The sequence below is a fragment of the Lactobacillus sp. XV31L genome (assembly GCF_059900865.1).
Genome location: NZ_JBWXGC010000013.1, coordinates 1 through 19731 on the forward strand (window position 1 = coordinate 1; position 19731 = coordinate 19731).

Here is a 19731-nt window from a genome sequence, read left to right on the forward strand (position 1 = left end):
TAAAAAACGCAGATGTGCTGGTTGTAATGCCACTCCTCGTAGTCCCAGGGATAGCGAAACGACACGACGCCGATTTGCTGCATCGCGGCAACCGTCAGGCCCGTTTCCTCGTTAACCTCGCGCATAGCGCACTGTTCAAGGCCCTCTCCGTCTTCCAGACTGCCGCCCGGCAGGTCAAAGCGGTTAACGTAGGGTCCACCCAGTTTTTTTATGACGATCAGGTCGTTTCGCGTGCCGATTATGCCGTAACAGCCAAAGGCTCGGTGGTATTTTTGCTTCATAATGGAACTCCTCAATGTAGTTTTGAAGTGGTTATATTTATAGCATATATTTAAAACTAAATAAATCAAACTTTTTGTTTAAGTGACAATTTACTGATTGTTGTCGCTGCAAAACAAAGGTAATGGTATATTTCATAACTGTGATAAAGCTTGTCCCACAAAATTTTAGCCCACCACACACTTGATGAATTTATGAAAAAAGATTAGATTGCATCGATTAATTAATAACAGCTAGGCTTTAGCAACTTAGTAGCCTGCATTAAAGTTGAAGAACCAAACAAAAAGCGGGAAGCCTCTACTTCACGCTTTTTGTAAGCTAATTATTTAATTCTTAATCCCAATCTGTATTTGTGGCGTAATCTTTTTCGGCTTGTTTTTCCAGTGCCGCTTCCGTCTTGGCCACGCTGTCTCGAAACTTATCTTCGACTTCAATACCTAGATCAGATAATTGCTGATCAGTTACTGGAGCTGGCGCATGCATCATTGGTTCAGAGGCATTAGCATTTTTAGGAAAAGCTAAAACATCGCGGATATTGTCTTTTTCAGCCAGCAGCATAGCAAAACGATCCAGACCAATAGCCAAGCCAGCATGGGGCGGGAAGCCCATATCTAAAGCTTCAAGCAAGTAGCCAAATTGCTCATAGGCGCGCTTCTTGCTAAAACCCAATGCCTTGAGCATTTTTTCTTGAATGGACCGCTTGTGGATCCGGATTGAACCACCACCGAGCTCGTCACCATTCATGACAATGTCGTAACTACGTGCATGCGCTTTGTGGGGTTCAGTTTCAAGCAATTTAATCCCTTCATCATCAGGCATCGTGAATGGATGGTGGGCTGCAATCCAGCGACCAAAGCCTTCGTCATATTCAAAAAGCGGCCAGTCAACGACCCAGACAAAGTCAAAGACATGCTTTGGTATAATCTCTGTTTCCTTAGCAAACTCTCGACGAAGATGGTCGAGCGAATCACAGCATACCTTCCACTTATCGGCCACAAAGACCAAAAGCTCGCCGCCTTCAAGGCCAAATTCTTTGACTAAGGCGGACTTGTTGTTATCAGTCAAGAAGCGGGCTACAGGTCCTGTAAAGTCGCCTTGCTCATATTTAACCCAGGCCAATCCCTTAGCATGGTAGCGCTTGATATATTCTTGTTTCTTTTCAATTTGCTTACGAGAATAGTTTTGGGCGCCATTTTTCACGGCAATGCCCTTAACGAAGCCACCGTTGGCAATTGCACCAGAGAAAACTTTAAAATCACTTTCCTTAAAGAGCGGACTCAAATCATGAATCAACATGCCAAAACGTGTATCAGGCTTGTCTGTACCGTATTTATTCATTGCATCTGTCCAAGATATGCGTGCAATCGGTGTCTTTAATTCGATTCCCATTACGTCTTTCATAATTTTTTTCAAAAGACCTTCTGTATAGTCTTGGACTTGTTCTTCATCAGTAAAGGACGTTTCCATATCGATTTGCGTAAACTCAGGTTGACGGTCACCGCGCAAGTCTTCATCGCGGAAGCACCTGGCCAGTTGATAGTATTTGTCAAAGCCAGCTCCCATAAGCAATTGCTTGAAGAGTTGGGGAGATTGAGGCAGAGCATAGAAGCTGCCTGGGTATATTCGAGATGGTACCAAGTAATCACGGGCACCTTCTGGAGATGATTTGCCTAAAATGGGGGTTTCAATATCAATAAAGCCATTTTCATCAAAAAACTCATGAGTTGCCCGTAAGATCTTGGATCGCAGAATAATCGCCTGTTGCAAGCTTGGCCGCCGCAAGTCCAAGTAACGATACTTGAGCCGTAACTGTTCGCCCACTTCGGCTTCATCCTTAATCTCAAAGGGAGGGTTTTGCGCCTTATTCAAGATAACAAGCTCTTTAGCGTCAACTTCAACTTCACCTGTCTTCATGTCCGGGTTGACGCTTGCTCTTTTCACTACTTCGCCCTTGACTTGAATCACATATTCAGTGCCCAATGATTCGGCTAAAGTCATCAATTCTTGCCCAGAGTCATGGTTCACAACCACTTGAACCAAGCCCGCGCGGTCACGCAAGTCAATAAAAAGCAAATTGCCTAAATTACGGATACGCTGCACCCACCCGTACAAGTTGACCTCTTGACCAAGGTAAGCAGTGGTAATGTTGCCGCAATAATTTGTTCTTTTTTCTATCTTTTCCATTTTTAGTCCTTCAATTGTTTCATAACAGCTTTAATATCATTGACATCTTCTAAATTGAAATCAATCTTTTTTCCATCCGCAAGCCGCTTAACGTTTAATACCCGATCGGCCAATTCCTTGGCTCCGAGCGTGATTACATACTTGGCGTGGACGCGGTCGGCTTTTTTAAATTGCGCTTTAAGTTTCTTTTGGTCAACATCGTATTGGGCCTTAAAGCCTTGCTGGCGCAATGAACGTGCAATTTCAACTGCCTTGACTGCAGTACCATCACCAATGTTAGTGATAAAAAAGTCAATTCCCTGGTCTAGAAATAGTTGAGGATTTTGCTTTTGCAAAACTAGCATTAGTCGCTCCTCCCCAATGCCAAAGCCGACAGCTGGCGTTTGTGGACCATCAAATTCTTCAACCAAATGGTCATAACGCCCACCGCCTAAAATAGTTGTGGCTGATTCCCAAAGGCTCTTGTCCTCGACCATGAATTCAAAAATAATGCCTGAATAATAGTCTAGACCACGGACTAAGTCATTATCGATCACGTAGTCAATGCCCAGCTGATCAAGTATTCCAGTAATTTGCTCAAAGTTATTCTTGGCTTCGTCATCTAGATAATCAATTATTTTGGGTGCATCGGGCAAGAACTGCTTGTCTTGTTTGTCTTTTGAATCCAAAATACGGAGTGGATTTTTTTCTAAGCGGCGTTTGGAATCATCAGAAAGTTGGTCGCGAAGGGGCGTGAAATAGGCAACCAAGGCATCATGGTAGTCTTGGCGCACCTGCTTATTGCCCAAGGTGTTAAGGTGTAAGTCGTAATTTTTAACACCTAGCTTTGCTAACAAGTCATGGGCCAGAACAATCGTCTCAACGTCTGCTAGTGGATCCCTTGATCCAAAGCTCTCAATTCCAACTTGATGAAATTCGCGCTGCCGACCTGCTTGTGGTCGCTCATAGCGAAAAGTAGACTCGATATAGTAAACATTGAATGGCTTAACTTGTTCAGGTGCATATAGCTTGTCTTCGACATACGCACGCACTACCCCTGCTGTGCCTTCAGGACGCAGGGCAATGTGGCGGCCGCCCTTATCCTTGAAATCATACATTTCTTTTTCGACGACATCTGAACTTTCACCGCTAGACCGAGAAAAGACTTCATAATTCTCAAAACTTGGCGTTCTTATTTCGCGGTAGTTGGCTTGCTTGAAAAATTCGCGCAAAATTTGCTCTACTCGCTCCCATGAACCGGACTGGTCCGGCAAAATATCAACTGTTCCTTTTGGTCTTTGAACTCTCATTTACTCTTCCTTTTAATTAAAAAAGCACCCTTGAATAAATCAAGGGCGCTCTGACTTAGCACGGTACCACCTTTTGCCTGCTGCGAATAACGCTCGCGATGCGGTTATTATCTGGTAAAGGGGTCACAGTTTAGCTTTTATCCGCTCTTGCAGCATAAGTGAGCGGTCTCTGAAATAAAATACTAACCCTTAGTCCTTGTCATTGATAATTCTTTTTTAGCTTATAGTTTTAGCGCTGAAAAGTCAACCTGCATCGCACTTTCCCCGCAATTTTTTACAAGTCGAGCACAATGGTAAAGGGTCCGTCATTTACCAGACTAACCTCCATATCAGCACCAAACTTACCAGTTTCAACTGGAAGATCAGCCTTTTCAAGCTCCTGGTTGAACGCTTGCCAAAGTTCATTAGCTAGCACAGGTTTCATTGCCTGAACAAAACTAGGACGGTTGCCCTTTTTAGTGTCAGCAAGCAGGGTAAATTGACTAACGCTCAGCACCTGCCCCGCAATGTCCTTAATGGCCAAGTTGGTCTTGCCTTCTTGATCAGCAAAAATCCGCAGCTTGACAATCTTGGCAGCGGCCTTTTTAACAGTCTCATACTCGTCGCCCTCTTTGAGTCCAACGAGTATGAGCAGTCCCCGGCCAATCTGACCAATAGTTGCACCAGCAACTTTCACACTAGCGCGATTAACTCTTTGAATGACTAACCGCATTAGTTGTCTGCCCTCCTGGTTTGGTAAACGTCCGGAATATCCCGCAGCTTGCTCAGAATACTGTCGAGCTGACTAGAATTGTTGACTGCAACTGTGGCATAGATATGTGCAATGTTTTCTTCATTAACCTTACCCGAAAGGTTGTTAATGTTAGGCGTAAGCGAGTTAAGCTTGGTGAGCACATCACTAAGCAGCCGGCTGCGATTATAGCCAAAGATTTCAACGTTGGCATTGTAGGTTTGTGCGCTGTCTTCTTCGACATTTTCCCATTCAACTTCAATTAACCGGCCCTGACTTTGATCGTTTGAACTAATATTGCGGCAGTCTGAGCGATGGATGGTAACTCCGCGCCCCTTGGTCACATAGCCGACAATCTGGTCGCCAGGAACGGGATTGCAGCACTTAGCCAAATGAAGCATGAGGTCACTGATCCCCTGAATCATTACCCCATTTTTATGTTTAATCTTCATTGTTTGGGAGCTGTTGCCCCCGGTCTGGGTATTAGAAGCGGCTTTTTGCCCTGAATTTAAAATTTCTTCTTCTAGCTGCTGCTGTTTCTTTTTTTCATCTGCTCGGCGCAAATCAGTGGTCAACCGATTCACGATGCTGGTCGCTGACAAGTCTCCAAAACCTACAGCAGCATACATTTCATCTGCTGTATGGTAATTAAGCTGGTCGATTACCTTTTCAACGTGGTCCTTGTCCATAAATTCTTTAGGGACCAAGTCTTGATCACGCAACTTGTCTGCCACCATTTGCTCGCCCTGTTCAATGCTGTGGCTGCGATCAAGTCCCCTAAAGTAACGCCGAATCTTGTTGCGTGCTCTTGACGTTTTGACCATATCAACCCAATCACGGGAAGGACTGGCGTTTGACTGGGTCATAATGTCAATGACATCCCCATTTTTCAACTTATAGTCAAGAGGGACCAATTTGCCATTGACCTTGGCACCAACGGCGTGACTGCCAACCTGGGTATGGATTTCGTAGGCAAAATCAAGCGTGACCGACCCCTTGGGCAGTTCATAAACCTCGCCCTTGGGCGTGAAAACATAAACGCGGTCAGAAAAGATCTCGCTTTTAACGTTCTTCATGAACTCGCCTGCATCTTGCGTCTCATCCTTCAATTCGAGAATTTCACGCACCATGTCCAGCTTTTCATTAGAGCTTGTCTGAGCTACGCCAGTAAAGTTGCCCTGCTTGTAAGCCCAGTGTGCGGCCACACCATATTCAGCCACCTCGTGCATCTGCTCGGTTCTGATTTGGATTTCCAGGGGCCGACCACCAGGACCGATAATCGTGGTATGCAATGACTGGTAGCCATTGACCTTAGGAACAGCAATATAATCCTTGAAGCGTCCTGGCATTGGCTTCCATTTTGTATGAACCGCCCCTAAGACCGCATAACAATCTTTAACTGTCTTGACGATTACACGTACTGCTAACAAGTCATAAATATCGTTGAAATCCTTGTGTTTATTGACCATTTTTTTATAAATGGAATAAATATGCTTGGGACGACCGTAAATTTCATATTCAATTCCTAAACTATCAAGGCTCTCCTTCAACATTTTAATTGCATCTTGAATATAATTTTCTCGTTCACTGCGCTTCAAGCTCATCAAGTTTACAATCCGGTAATAGGCCTCGGGATTAAGATAATGAAAACTCATATCTTCTAGTTCCCACTTAATGGTCCCAATACCCAGTCGATCAGCAAGTGGTGCATAGATGTCCATCGTTTCCGAAGCAATTCTGCGTTGCTTGTCTGGCCGCAAGTGCTCCAGTGTATGCATGTTGTGGAGCCGGTCGGCCAACTTGACCATTATTACCCGGATATCTTTAGCCATTGCAATTAACATTTTGCGGTGATTTTCAGCTAAGAATTCCTGGTGCGACTTATACTCGTACTTGTTGAGTTTAGTAACGCCGTCTACAATAAAGGCCACGTCCTTACCAAACTTTTCCTTGATGTCATCATTGGTTACCGGCGTGTCTTCAACCGTGTCGTGCAAGAAGCCGGCTGCAATTGTGTCAGGATCTAGACTTAAGTTGGCTAAAGTACCAGCAACTTGGGTGGGATGGACAATATAGGGCTGTCCTGATGCACGTTTTTGTCCTTTGTGGGCCTCTTGGGCAAATTTATATGCTCTTTCAATGAACGCAATATGCTCATCATTCATATACTTTTTGCAAGTTGCAAGTACTTGCTCGTATGTCATTTCATTAAATTTCGACATCTAAACCAACCCTTCTAGTTGTATATTTCCTTGTCCATCAAGCCAAAGATTTCAAAAATAAGGTAAATTACCCCAAATAACAAGTTATAATTAGCGTATTTTATTAAAATGATCAAACAAAAGCTTGCTGGCAAAAATAATAACCAATACCTTTTCAAGGGAATGGACCTAATCAAAGTTCCTACATGGTAGCTAACTGCACTGTTAAAAATGATAAACAATAACCCTACCCGCCAAATAGTCAATATCCGAAGCAAACTAAAGATAAGGGGCAAGATGACAAGCAAGATGCTCCACCAAATAATCGGCATTGGTGGATATTGATTTAGCTTTTTAATAAATGGTATTTGTTTAAGTTTGTCAATCACTTTTGTTAATCCTTACTTAAATTTCTATTATAACTCTTCTTAGCTGACTTTTCGCTCAATTACCAAGCCGACCCACCGTTTTTGTCTCATTGTAAGAGTAATTTCAAAGCCATTTTCAACTAAAGCCTGCCTTATTTTATCAAATTGAAGGTAGTCTATCCCAGAAAAAATAACCTTGCCCCCTTCATTCAGGTGGTCGTCAAGTTGCGGCACCAGTTCAAGGAGTATTTCTGCTAAAATATTGGCAACGATGATGTCGAACTTGCCGGTAATTCCTTTTAATAAGCTTGCCTTTTCAATCTTAACATGGCTTATATTATTCAACCCCACGTTTTCCCGAGCGGCCGTAAGGGCTTCATCAGAAATGTCAGTGGCCAACACCGAACTTGCGCCTAAGAGAGCTGCTGCAATAGCCAATATGCCTGAGCCAGTTCCCACATCAACCACGCTTTGCGGGTGAGTCAGCGTACGTTCTAAGCCCATCATGGCCAGTTGCGTTGTCTTATGGTTGCCAGTCCCAAATGCTAGACCGGGGTCAAGTTTGATCAGCTGCTGGTCCGCAAAGGGAGCTTGGTAGTGTTCCCACTTTGGTACTACAGCAAGATGACGCGAGAAGTTAACTACATGATAAAACTTCTGCCAGGCAGTATTCCAATCTTTATCTTCAATATAAGAGGCACTTATGCTTGCCAGTCCAATATCAAAGCCGAGTTCTTTTAACTCTGTCAGTTTCTGACGGTAACCATGCATAATCTGCGCTTGATCAGCCTCTTCGTCAAAGTACGCTGAAAATTCCAAGTCTTCTGGGAGATTTTTGATTTCATCGAGTTCGACCACAGTCGAGTCCTGTTTCAAGCCTGCTTGCTCAAAGTCAGCGCGTGAACGTGCTTCTACACCCAAACAATGAAGCACGTCTTGGCTATATACCGTAAGCGCATCTTCAAGTTCATGACTAGTGGCAATTTTAATAATTAATAATTTCATAGATTTTGATCCCTTTTTATTTTTCTTTTACTAAATGCTATCATTAAAGGAGGTGATAATTTTGTCTAAAAAGAAAAAACGAATTGAAAAAACGTTAGTTGAAAAGATTTTAGAGCGCAATAGCATTTCCTACCACCCAACTCAGTTTGAAACTCACGAAGATGCAGGTGGCGTGGCCCAAATGGATACATCTATTCTAAACGAGAATGAGCATTTGGTCTATAAGACCCTTGTATGTACAGGAAACAAAACAGGGGTTGTAGTTGGCGTTATTCCAGTGACTCAGCACTTGAGCATGAAAAAATTGGCCAAGCATTCAGGTAACAAGAAGTGTGAACTCCTGCCTCTAAAAGACCTGGAAAAAACTACTGGCTACGTTCACGGCGCAAACACCCCAATCGGAATTTATTTCAACCATCATTTTCCGATTTTCCTTGATCAAAGCATGGAAAAAAACGAACATGTGGCTGTCTCAAGTGGCAAAGTCGGACGAAGCGTGTTTTTAGCCCCAGCTGACTTACAAAGAGTCACCAATGGTGAATTTTGCGATTTGCTGGAATAAAGTCTGCTCTTGAATCTGTGTTTATTTATTTCTAAAACTAAATTCATGATATTTTGTCATAAATTGCATTAGGTTTACAAGAGTTGTCTTAATTATAAACTAAAGAATTGTTTTAGGATATAATTTGGGATATACGAAAGATGAGGAACAAAAAATGACCCTGTTGACAGACGAGCAGTTAGCAAACATTGCTCATGACTACTTTTTAAGTAACTTAAATATTGCAGACATTTCCAAAAAGTATAACCTTTCACGCTATCTCATTTCTAAGGCAATTGAAGAAGCCCGTGACAAGGGAATCGTCAAGATTAGCATCTACCAAAGTCCTAAACGAGCACATAAGCTGGAACAGCAGCTGCAACGGCTTTTTGGGCTCAAAGAAGTGTACATCTTAGAAGACTTGGAAACTAAAAACCAAGACAATGAAATGATTGTCAATTATGCGGCCAAGCAAATTCAAAACTATACTAAATCAGCCCATGTAATCGGCCTATCTTGGGGAACGCTCCTGCGTGATATCATTAATAATTTTTCTGTAAGCAACCAGGAGGACCTAACCTTTATTCAGTTGGTGGGTCAAGTAGTTAATGCCAATAGGCGTAAAAAGCAGTTGGTGCAGCAAGCAGCAGATAAGTTTAACGCTGCTAGTTTGACCTTCCCTGCCCCACTATATGCGCTTAATCCTCAGCTCGTTGAAGATGTAAAAAATGAGCCATACTATCAATATGTTGAGCAGTATTTCTCTAAAATAGACTTGATCTTCGCAAGTCTTGGGACAGCGCAAGCACTTGAGTCCGGACCCTTTTTCATGGAGCACTATGCAGACAACTTACTTCCAAAGACTGACCAGAAACGGATTGCTGGAATCATTTTGGGTCGGCCATATGACATTAAAGGCAACTTCTATGAGCCTATTGAGTCTCATATTTGCGGGATTAGCTTGGAGGACATTCTGCATATTCCTGATCGCTTTGTAATTGTTAAAAATCACTTTAAAGAAGAAGCGCTGCTTGGAGCGCTGCGAAGTGGCGTTATTACCCACCTGGTCACTACTAGTGGAATAGCAGAGCAAGTTCTACGCAAAGAAAAGACAATGTAAGTTAGTTAAACTTTTGCGCATAAATGTTGCTGATATACTCCTGCAGCTGCTTGACTGAATGTCGGCGCGAGCGTGCACAGTCTTTGGCTGGACGATCACATAAAAAGCATTTGCGTGCGGCTAAGCCTAAGTCTCTTCTGCTTAATGCCTGCTTTTGGTCTTTTACCACAACATCAGCATCAAACAATCGGCCCAAAGTCGTAGAATCTTCAAACTCGATTGCCACCTTCTTAACTGCAGCGGCCTTGTCCTGCAAGATATAAAAGTTTTCGCACCCGGCATCTTGATTCCATTTTTGGACTAGACGAAAGGACAGGTCAGATTTTCTTAAAATCTGTTCTAACTCGACAATCCCAGCTAAAAATATTTCTTCCAGATAGCGGTTGTTTTTTATTGGACCTGGTACATTGAGTTTGACGTCCAATATCGCTGCCTGGGGGTAGACCCGAAGCAGTTTTTCTTGCTGGTCAACCCGTTCATCCTTGTTTGCTAGGACTGCACCAATCCCTAATTTTTTACCTTGGGTAAAAATTGACTTAGCCATTTTCCTTTCCTCCTGTTAAATCATTATAACTAAAAAACGTGAAAACAAGTCTAGAACTTATTTTCACGTTTTTAGTATATTTTTTAGTCTTTAACTTGCTTAATTGTGTCAATAATTGTGCCATCGCGATATTGAACTAGAGCAACTGCCCGATCAGTATACTCTAGTGGTTTAGGAACACCAACCTGCTTTTCAGCCATCTTTTGCAAATCGTTAATATTAACAATATTTAAGTCAGTCACCTTGCTAAAAGCTTCGACCAAGTCAGTGCGGGCTGGATTGATCGCAATCCCGCGTTCAGTAACCAGGACATCAATTGAAGCGCCTGGTGTGACTACAGTTTCAACGCTGGGAACGACGCTCGCATTGCGTCCACGCACTAATGGTGCGGTGATGATTGTCATCTTAGCCGAAGCAGCATCCTGGTGACCTCCAATTGCACCCCGAATGACGCCATCAGAGCCGGTCATAACGTTAACATTGAAGTTGGTATCAATCTGCAGGGCTGACAAAATCGCAATGTCAAGATTATTGACGACTGCACCCTTGTTGTGTGGATCAGCATACCAAGAAGCGTCAATTTCTTGTTGGTTGCGGTTCTTAGCCATAGAAGCAGCAGCACCCTTGTCGAAGTCCTGTACATCCATCACTTTGTTGACAAGCCCTTCTTCTAGCAGGTCAGTAGTTGGTTTGGTTATTCCGCCTAGTGCAAATGAGGCAGTAATCCCATCATCAAGCATCGACTGACGCAAGTAGCGTGTCACTGCAAGAGCCGCACCACCTGAACCAGTTTGAAAAGAAAAGCCCTGTTTGTAGTATGGCGAATTCACTATTACCTGATTAACCATTTGGGCAATTTTTAATTCCTTCGGGTCCTTGGTAAAACGGGTTGCACCTGAGCCAATCTTGTCCGGGTCACCAATTTGGTCAAGCTTGATGACATAGTCAACTTGCGTTTGCTTAATTGATGCTGGCGTGTTGGGATAGTCAACTACGTTATCAGTTAAAAGAACTACCTTGTTGGCATATTGAGCATCAATTAAGGCGTAACCAAGCGAGCCAAAGACAGCCTGGCCATCTTGACCATTTGCATTTCCAGCTGGATCAGACACCGGAACACCAAGAAATGCAACATCAATTTTGATTTCACCCTCTTCAATTGACCGGGCCCGGTTACCATGGGAGCGGAAAATAACCGGGTTCTTCAAGCCACCATGAGAAACAAAGTCACCCAAGCTACCCCGCATCCCAGAAGAGGTAACATTAGTTACAACCCCCTTCTCAATTGCTTCAATCACCTTGTCGTTCATAACACCAGTAAGTGAGGATGGGGCAAGTGTCAAGTTTTTGTAACCCAGCTTGATAATTACGTCCATCACTTCATTAAAGGCAAAATCACCGTTTCTAAAGTGATGGTGAAATGAAATAGTCATACCGTCCTTGAGTGTTTTTTTGATGACGTCCTCCAAAGAGTCAACCACCTTATTTTCACCAGTAGTAACCGTGACCTTGGCTGCCACCCGGTCAACCGTTGGATGGCCGATTTTGACTGTTTTAAAAGGTTTTAGTCCCATCTTATTCATTAAGTCATCTGGTAATTTGCGATTTACGTTATTTTCCAATATAATTACCCTCCTCATCAATCAGGTTTGATGCATGTGCAATTTCAATTACTCGATCAGCCTTTTCAACCACCGGCTTGTCAACCATTTTGCCGTTAAGCGAAATAACGCCTGAGCCCTTGGCCTTGGCTTCACGAATCGCATTTTTAACCGCCAGGGCATCTTCAATCTCGTCCTTGGTCGGATTAAAGACTTCATTAACCATTGGGACCTGTCGCGGATTAACCAAAGACTTGCCGTCATAACCTAGTTCATGAATGTAGCGGGTTTCACGGTAAAAGCTATCCAGGTCATTCATGTTTGAAAAGACCGTATCAAAAGCATACACATCGGCGGCCCGGGCTGCTTGCAAAACCATGTTGCGAGCAAATTCTAGTTCACGACCGTCCGGATAGCGAAGAGTGTGCATATCAGCCGTGTAATCTTCACCAGAAACAGCTAAGCCCATCATAAGCGGACTAGCCTGTGCGATTGCAGGTGCATTCAAAACGCCCTTGGCACTTTCAATTGCTGCCATCACACCAATTGAGTCTTTTTTTACACCGTATTCTGCTTCAGCTTTTTTCATATCCTTAACCAACTTTTGGATCATTGCAGCCGACTCGGTCTTGGGCAGGCGGATAACATCAACGCCAGCGCGTACCATAGCTTTAACATCCTCATCGTAAAAAGGGGTATCCTGGCCATTTACTCTAACCACAATTTCGGCGCCGCCAAAGTCAACTGTCTTTATTGCGTTGTATACAAGCATCCGCGCAGCATCTTTTTCGGTTAGGGAAACGGCATCTTCTAGGTCCAGCATAATAGAATCTGCACCATAAATACCTGCATCTTTGAGCATTGCGGGATTATTGCCCGGAACAAACATCATTGTCCGGCGCAAGCGATTTTTCACATAGGTCATTTATTGCAATACCTCCAGTCTTGGTTCGTTTTCAGTTCCTGTAGCCCTTTGAGCAGCAGCAAGTGTACGGGCTGCAATTACACAATCGAGTGCCCCCTTGTCTGTTGCTTTGACCTTGGCATCTTTAATGCCAAATTTGGTCAAGGTGGTGGTAATTACTGCTTTAATCTGGTCGCCATATGCTTTGACGACTTCTGAATCTAAGTCAATTTGGATACCGTCAGTTCCGGGTGAAACCATGACTTGGATGTCGGATGATTCCAGAGTGCCTGCAACACCAATCTTTTTAATTTCCATTAATATTCATTCCTTCCTTAATTCTTCTTTGTAGTTCTAAGTGCTTTTCCTTAATAAATTTCCAAGTTGTTGGCGGCACAAGCGGCTTGATTGCTTCTAGATTATCATCCTTTAACAATTGGCGCACCCGCGTTGCCGTGATGACCTGCTGCTTATTACTGAAGCGCTCGACAATTTTAACATCGATCTCAGGGCCCAAAATATTAACCAAGCTTTGGTTATAGAAATTAGTTGTCCGCGAAAATGGTTCTGTTCCCAGATAACGACGCTTAATTGATAAGGCCGGCGCAATCCACTGCTTAAAGACTTGTGCATCAATATCCGTCTGCGTATTAATCAAGTCATCAGATGACTGCAAAAAATAGGCAGGAAAGGTTGATTGAGAGACCATGTAGTCGCCCCCGCTAACAACCAGTATATTTGTGAGGTCAGATAGGCCCGACTTCACTAATTCCAAGCGCTCGCTGCTATTGAATAGCGAAGCATCTGTTGCTACAACGAAGACATAGACTAAGTCACTTTCGCCACTGGCCAGTTCAACAAGTCGACGGTGGCCCCAGGTAAAGGGATTAGCATTCAACACTATTGCTGCTACTTCTTTTTGGGTCTGATCCTTGACTTTAGGCACAGATGCCAAAAAGTCATCAACATTTGGACTGCCCGCTTCCAAGAAGGCAGCCTGATCCGTGCGAGCAAGTTCAGTAAAGCCCAAGTGGCTGAAGCTAGCAGCATACTTGGCCTTGGTGAAGACAAAGCTATGGAAAATCTGCTGATTAAACAGGTACTGCTGCAGGGCTGTCACTATCTGGTTAAAACGGGCTCCTGGAACCGCGTCTTGGTTGCGTACTGCAATATACTTTAGCACATTGCCCGCAATACTGCCTGTACCCACGAGCTCGCCTTGATCATCGACCAGGCCAAGAGTATGATTGATAACATCTACCTCACGTGGACTGAAATTTGCGATGTCCCTTTCCAGTAAAAAGTTTTCCCATTTTTTCCTTGTTAGTACATTATTCAAATATAGGTCAACCAGCTTGTCCATATTGTCACTTCCTTATCTCTTGCTACTTGCTGGTAAATTAGCTAAAAACTTTTCCACTTGATCATGCATGAAGACAGGCTGCTCTGCTTGCACTAAGTGGCCACATTGAGGAACTATTTTTGCCTTAATCAGCGGATTCAACTTTGCCATTGCAAAGGCAAAGTGATAATCAAAATAAGGTGAGTTTTTACCAGCTAGGACAAGCATGGGAAGCTTTAAATCTAGTAACAGGTCACGCCAGTCTTGGGCAGCATGGTCAATGCGGCATAGGTAGTTTTTTTCTGGGAAATAAGGGATCTTGCTAGCCTCTTTTTTAGCGCCGGCAAACATCCCATCTTCAATATGGGCATAAATGCCGCTGCCAAAGTCAACTTTGAGGTAGTCGGGGAAATTGGCCCATGTCAAATCCTTAAACCCAAACTGCCAGCTTTGGTCGTTGACCATTTTAGGGGGTTGGTCCAGATCAACTAATGCACAAAAACGCTGGCTGCCATACAAGGAAAGATAGGACCACAGGTTGGCTGCTCCCATAGAATTACCCATTCCAATTACATTGTACAAGTCCAATTTTTGCAATAGCTGGTCTAGATCCGCGGCATGTCGACTAATGCGCTGCCCCCGGTAAGTCCGCTCTGAACGTCCTTGGTTACGGGGGTCCATGATAATGACCCGGTACTTGGAGCTAAAGAGTTGGACGCTCTTTTCCCACAAGCAAGCTGAACCTCCTATGCCAGGAAGGGCCAGCACTGGCTGTTTGTCTGTTTGCGTATCATAATAATGGATCCTCACTCCATCGTTAGCAATAAAATCTGCTTGGTGCATTTTTACCACATTCCGATGACTTTCATCCATAAGCTGCCAACTATTCCAAAAATCAGCAGGTAAATGATGCCAAGAATAAAGTTCAATTTCCACCATTCACTCTGCTTGATATAGCCATTGGTCGCCAAGATTGAGGCTGGTCCATTGGCGTAGTGCGTGGTAGACGCATTAAAGGCGCCAGTGAAAGCCAAGAGCATCGCAGCTAGTGGCAAGGGCGCTCCTGTGGCTACGGCCACAGATAAAAATGGCAGATACAGCGCCGTCATGTGTGCCGTCCCACTGGCAAAGAAGTAGTGTGTATAAAACATCAAAACGACGAGCACGATTAACACCATGCCCCAGCTTACTCCGTGAAGGCCAGCTTGAATTGACCGGGAAAACCAGTCAATAAAACCAAATGAAAGCAACTTGCCGGCCATGAAGACCAGAATGGAAAGCCAAATCAAGATATTCCAAGCCCCAGTCTGCTTTAGTACATCCTGCATCGTCAACACGCCCGTCACCAAGAGCAAACCAACTGCCAAAAAAGCCACAAAGGTAGAATCAAGTTGGGGAATTTTAATAAAGCCAGATAAGACCCACAAAATAATTGCCAGCAAAAATACGATTGCCATGATTTTTTCAGGTTTAGTTACGACTCCCATTGCTGTTAGTTGGTCGTCTGCCCACTTTTTTGCATTAGGCGTTTCTTTGATTTCTGGCGGAAAAATTCGATAAATCACCAGTGGAATGATAATTGTTGCCACCAAGACCGGAACACTGGCAGCTACGAACCAACTAATCCAAGTCATAGAATAGCCCTTTTGCGCCGCCATTTGGGAAGCCACCATGTTTGGTGCTGCCCCCGTGATAAATAAAGCGGTTGACAAGATATTGGCATGAAAAGCCATGAGGCTCAGATAAGCGCCAATTTTTTTGCGGGAGGGGCTATTGGGAAATGAATCATAGTCATGAGCAATGGACTCGGTAACTGGCCAGACCACTCCGCCAGTCCGGGCGCTGTTAGATGGAATTAATGCACCCAGAATTAGTTCTAATCCAGTAATAGCATAACCGATGCCAAGGGACCGTTTGCCAAAGCGTCTGATCATCCAGTAGGCAATACGGTTGCCTAGACCAGTTTTGCTAATGCCATAAGCCATAATAAAGGCCATCGCAATCAACCAAGAGGCTGAATTGCTGAAAGCACCCAGAATACCAGCCGTGACAGCCCCAGTTTTAGGATTTACCTCATCCTTGATGGGTGCCAAGCCAACTAAAACAGTAACAATCAATCCAACCAAGGTTGTTCCACCAATTGGCAGGGGTTTGGTTATGCAGCCCACAATTGTGGCCACAAAGATTGCAAACATCTCCCAGGCTTGAATGGACAGACCTACTGGCCGCCAAGGAGTAATGCACCACAGGATAAGACCAACCAGTACCGGCAATATAAAGCCACGATAATTTACCTTTTCCAATTTTTTCATATGTGGCCCCTTAGTTATCCGGACGATAAAAATCGTCAATTATTTCGTAACCCTTGTTTTGAAGTTCTACATCAACCCAATCTAAATTGCCAGTTCCCTTATGAAAGCCCGCAGCCTTAGCGTCATCTTTTTGGTGGTATTTTTGGACAAGTGGCAAAAGGTCTTCTGCTTGTTCACGTTCAACGCGCACTATACCGTCGGCATCTCCTACAATCAAGTCGCCTGGGTTGACGTTGACACCGGCGCAAGAAACAGGCACGTTAAGCTCACCTGGTCCCTCTTTATACGGTCCATTAGGTGTAGTTGAAACTGCATAAATGGGCAAGTCCCAATCCTGCAGGCTATCAATATCACGCATCGGGCCGTCGACCACTACCCCAGCTACATGCTTTTGATCTCGCAGCCAGGTCAACATTACTTCTCCAATGATGGCCCGGGTATTATCACCTTCATTATCAATGACGATTACATCCCCTGGCTGGCAGTATTTCAAAGCTGCATAAGTGGTCAAGTTGTCGCCTGGCCGGTTGTGAACAGTGAAAGCTGGACCACTCATTTCTTTTTGTGGCTTTGACATCAGCCTTATCCGCGTCGCCATTGCACCTGTTCTATTCATGCAATCTGCGATATTGGAGGCAGGCAGTTGTCTGTATGCCTCAATGACTTTGGCGTCTGGCAATTTTCTTTTTAAATAGATCCGCTTACCAATTTGCATATTTCTTGCCTTCTTTGCTTTAATCTAGCTCGATAGCAGCGATAATTTCCTGCATCTTGTCTGCAGAATTGTGCATTTTTTCCATCTCAGAATCTGATAATTTGGCTTCGATTACATGACTGATACCCGTGCCATCAATTGCAGTTGGGGTACCAAGGTATAGGTCATGTTTAATGCCATATTCACCACTAATTGGCGCTGACAATGGCAAAACAATAGAGCGATTGTCTAAAATCGCGCTAACAATCTGGCTCAGCATCATCGCAATACCATAGAAGGTCGCACCTTTGTTTTCAATGATTTGGCTGCCCTTTTGGCGGATATCTGATTCTATTTCAGTCAGAACCTGGTCACTAATCAACCGGTAATTACGCAAAGATTCACCAGCAACTACAGATTCGTCAAAGTTTTCAAATGAGGTATCACCATGCTCGCCCAGGACCATTGAATTAACCTCTGCAACTAGAACATTTAGTCTGCGGGCCAATTCCACCTGCAAGCGGGCTGAATCAAGTGAGGTCCCAGTACCAATTACTTTGTTTTTCGGAAAGCCAGACAGTTTTTGCGTCAGTGTAGTCAGAATATCTACCGGGTTGGCAGAAACAACAAAGATTCCATTAAAACCAGAGTCAACCACTGGTTGCACGATACTCTTTAAGATGCCTACGTTCTTGTTGACAAGGTCAAGTCTAGTCTCACCTGGTTTTCGCGGTACGCCTGCTGTGATAACTACCACGTCAGCATCTTTGGCATCAGCGTATTCACCGGGGTGGATGTTGCATCCCCCAACAAAAGGCGTAATGTCTTCAAGATCCATTGAATCGCCCACAGGTCTCTTCTTAACAACATCAGCGATAACTAGTTCATCAACTTGAGTACGGATAAGAAGGTCGTTGGCAAAGGTTGACCCGACTGCACCATCACCGACCAGTAATACTTTTCTAGACATAATTAAATTCCCTCCAAAAGGTTTTGGTATTTGTAATCCTTTACACATGTAATTATAAAATTTATTAGTTCTTTTTGCAATATTTTAAATTAATAATTTATTTTTTAAATTTTAAAAATAAAAATAAATTTATACTTTTAAAATCAATCAGGAGTTTTTGCCCAAGAAAAAAGCCTAGAAATGCTGTGACCCGCAAATTCGGGATTCACATCAAAATCTAGACGTTTTCTAAAATCTTTAATTGTTACTTATACGATCTAATCAAATTTGTCATTTGGATTCCTGCTTGGCGCCCAAAAATCACGGTTTCTGCAATCGAGTTACCACCGATACGATTGTTGCCATGCAAACCACCAGCAACCTCACCAGCTGCGTACAAGCCTGGGATAACTCTCCCATTTGTATCCAGTACCTCAGTCTTAGTATTAATATGAATTCCACCCATAGTGTAGTGAATGGCTGGATTGATGTGGATAGCAAAGAATGGCCCACGTGCAATTTCACGCTCCATACCAGTCGTTCGACCAAATTGTTGGTCGCTTTTGCTGCTTATTGCTTTGTTCCAGTTGGCAACTGTAGCTGCTAAGTTGGTCCCATCAATATCAAGCTCTTGAGCCAGCTTCTCAATTGAGTCGCCATGCTTGACCAAGCCAATATGGTCATAGAATTCAACTGCAGTAAAGTTTTCGCGAATTCCCTGGTCAAAGATCAGATAAGCGCCACTTTCGTGCAAGTCACTAATCGCATTGGATACAATTTTGCGCGTGCCCATCTCATTGACGAATCGTTGACCAGCTCGATTGACCAGAATTGCACCTTCACCGCGCAGGCCTTCACCAATTAAGTAAACATGATCCGTATCAGTTTGGGCTGTTGGATGTACTTGAATGAAGTCCATCTGTTCAAGCTGAGCATCAAGCTGGTCGGCTAGTTTTAGACCATCACCAGTAGCACCTGGCTGGTTCGTTGTCTTATAGTCTGCCAGGTCTGGCCGATACTTTTTGATCAATGCTTGAGAGGAACCGAACCCACCTGAAGCAAGCAGTACTGCCTTGGCTGAGACAGTTTTAGTCCCGGAAGCAGTATCCACCTCAACGCCGGCAACCCTTTGTTCATCATCTTGGATTACTCTGGTCACCTTAGCTTGATTGAAGACGGGAATGTTTTCCTTTTGTACTTGCTGCAGGGCGCCCGTAACCAGGTAATTGCCCACCGGCGCCATTGAAGCTGGCCGGTGGGCCCGCTTTTTACTCATCCCACCGGTGATGGTTAAGTTGCTCAGTTCAATGCCATGGTCAGCCAGCCAGTCAATCGCAAGTGCAGAATGGTCAACGAAATACCTAAGCAGTTGGCGGTCGTTCATGAGACCGCCGCCCTGCAGTGTTTCTTGGTAAAAGTCTTCCTTATCGTCAATGATGCCTTCTTTTAATTGAACCAAGCTTTCTGAAGCATTCATTCCCGATGATGCTCGGTTCGTGTTGCCACCAAGTGCTTCATTTTTTTCAAAAACAGCAACTTTTAATCCTAGTTCGTGGGCTTGGATGGCTGCAGTTAACCCTGCACCACCAGCGCCGACAATTACAGCGTCATAACCTTTTTCAATCTCTGAACTATTATTTGGGGTAAAGACAAATTTTGCCATAAGTT

The 19731-nt window shown here is 43.9% G+C and carries 18 protein-coding genes; 2 read left to right on the forward strand and 16 right to left on the reverse strand.

Translation table 11 applies throughout. The annotated features are described in order from the left end of the window. The 6 genes from AC2JF7_RS08075 to prmA form a co-directional block, all read right to left on the reverse strand. A partial coding sequence (locus AC2JF7_RS08075) for an NUDIX domain-containing protein (RefSeq protein ID WP_500728180.1) occupies nt 1–281 on the reverse strand: 281 nt, incomplete at its 3' end. A gap of 331 nt (nt 282–612) precedes the next feature. Next, nucleotides 613–2463: an aspartate--tRNA ligase gene (aspS, locus tag AC2JF7_RS08080; RefSeq protein ID WP_500728181.1), complete on the reverse strand. Its 1851-nt coding sequence runs from the start codon at nt 2461–2463 to the stop codon at nt 613–615. A 2-nt stretch (nt 2464–2465) separates the two neighbouring features. Beyond that, nucleotides 2466–3752 (reverse strand): histidine--tRNA ligase, encoded by a 1287-nt coding sequence (hisS, locus tag AC2JF7_RS08085; RefSeq protein WP_500728182.1) that lies wholly within the window; start codon nt 3750–3752, stop codon nt 2466–2468. 274 nt (nt 3753–4026) lie between these two features. Continuing rightward, nucleotides 4027–4464, reverse strand: coding sequence for a D-aminoacyl-tRNA deacylase (gene dtd / locus AC2JF7_RS08090; RefSeq protein ID WP_500728183.1), 438 nt, complete (start codon nt 4462–4464; stop codon nt 4027–4029). Further along, nucleotides 4464–6704, reverse strand: a complete 2241-nt coding sequence (locus AC2JF7_RS08095; RefSeq protein WP_500728184.1) for a RelA/SpoT family protein — start codon at nt 6702–6704, stop codon at nt 4464–4466. Before AC2JF7_RS08095 ends, dtd begins: the two co-directional genes overlap by 1 nt. A gap of 407 nt (nt 6705–7111) precedes the next feature. Further along, on the reverse strand, nt 7112–8056 hold the full coding sequence (gene prmA, locus AC2JF7_RS08100; protein ID WP_500728185.1) for a 50S ribosomal protein L11 methyltransferase: 945 nt from the start codon (nt 8054–8056) through the stop codon (nt 7112–7114). Between the two features lie 34 nt (nt 8057–8090). On the opposite strand from prmA, the gene ybaK reads away from it, so the two are divergent. Then, a complete protein-coding gene (ybaK, locus tag AC2JF7_RS08105; protein ID WP_500728186.1) occupies nt 8091–8618 on the forward strand; it encodes a Cys-tRNA(Pro) deacylase in 528 nt (175 codons plus the stop codon). Between the two features lie 154 nt (nt 8619–8772). Then, on the forward strand, nt 8773–9717 hold the full coding sequence (locus AC2JF7_RS08110; RefSeq protein WP_500728187.1) for a sugar-binding transcriptional regulator: 945 nt from the start codon (nt 8773–8775) through the stop codon (nt 9715–9717). A 1-nt stretch (nt 9718) separates the two neighbouring features. Here AC2JF7_RS08110 and citX read toward each other — a convergent pair whose 3' ends face one another. From citX to AC2JF7_RS08160, 10 genes are all read right to left on the reverse strand, one after another. Continuing rightward, entirely contained in the window at nt 9719–10261 is a 543-nt protein-coding gene (gene citX / locus AC2JF7_RS08115; protein WP_500728188.1) for a citrate lyase holo-[acyl-carrier protein] synthase, read from the reverse strand. Between the two features lie 83 nt (nt 10262–10344). Continuing rightward, nucleotides 10345–11883: a citrate lyase subunit alpha gene (gene citF, locus AC2JF7_RS08120; protein ID WP_500728189.1), complete on the reverse strand. Its 1539-nt coding sequence runs from the start codon at nt 11881–11883 to the stop codon at nt 10345–10347. Beyond that, a complete protein-coding gene (locus tag AC2JF7_RS08125) occupies nt 11873–12787 on the reverse strand; it encodes an aldolase/citrate lyase family protein (RefSeq protein WP_500728190.1) in 915 nt (304 codons plus the stop codon). Before AC2JF7_RS08125 ends, citF begins: the two co-directional genes overlap by 11 nt. Next, nucleotides 12788–13084, reverse strand: a complete 297-nt coding sequence (gene citD, locus AC2JF7_RS08130) for a citrate lyase acyl carrier protein (protein ID WP_500728191.1) — start codon at nt 13082–13084, stop codon at nt 12788–12790. After that, nucleotides 13074–14129 carry a [citrate (pro-3S)-lyase] ligase gene (gene citC / locus AC2JF7_RS08135; protein ID WP_500728192.1) on the reverse strand — a complete coding sequence of 352 codons (1056 nt, stop codon included), beginning with the start codon at nt 14127–14129 and terminating at the stop codon, nt 13074–13076. Before citC ends, citD begins: the two co-directional genes overlap by 11 nt. Before the next feature lie 12 nt (nt 14130–14141). Continuing rightward, the gene (locus AC2JF7_RS08140; protein WP_500728193.1) at nt 14142–14981 is read right to left on the reverse strand and encodes an alpha/beta fold hydrolase; all 840 of its coding nucleotides are present in this window, start codon (nt 14979–14981) and stop codon (nt 14142–14144) included. Next, nucleotides 14954–16420, reverse strand: a complete 1467-nt coding sequence (locus AC2JF7_RS08145; RefSeq protein WP_500728194.1) for a DASS family sodium-coupled anion symporter — start codon at nt 16418–16420, stop codon at nt 14954–14956. The genes AC2JF7_RS08140 and AC2JF7_RS08145 overlap by 28 nt, the downstream gene beginning before the upstream one ends. A 10-nt stretch (nt 16421–16430) precedes the next feature. Further along, the gene (locus AC2JF7_RS08150; RefSeq protein WP_500728195.1) at nt 16431–17135 is read right to left on the reverse strand and encodes an RraA family protein; all 705 of its coding nucleotides are present in this window, start codon (nt 17133–17135) and stop codon (nt 16431–16433) included. A 19-nt stretch (nt 17136–17154) separates the two neighbouring features. Next, complete coding sequence (locus AC2JF7_RS08155) at nt 17155–18084, reverse strand: L-lactate dehydrogenase (RefSeq protein ID WP_500728196.1); 930 nt, start codon at nt 18082–18084, stop codon at nt 17155–17157. Between the two features lie 244 nt (nt 18085–18328). Further along, complete coding sequence (locus AC2JF7_RS08160) at nt 18329–19726, reverse strand: flavocytochrome c (protein ID WP_500728197.1); 1398 nt, start codon at nt 19724–19726, stop codon at nt 18329–18331. Between the last annotated feature and the right edge of the window lie 5 nt (nt 19727–19731).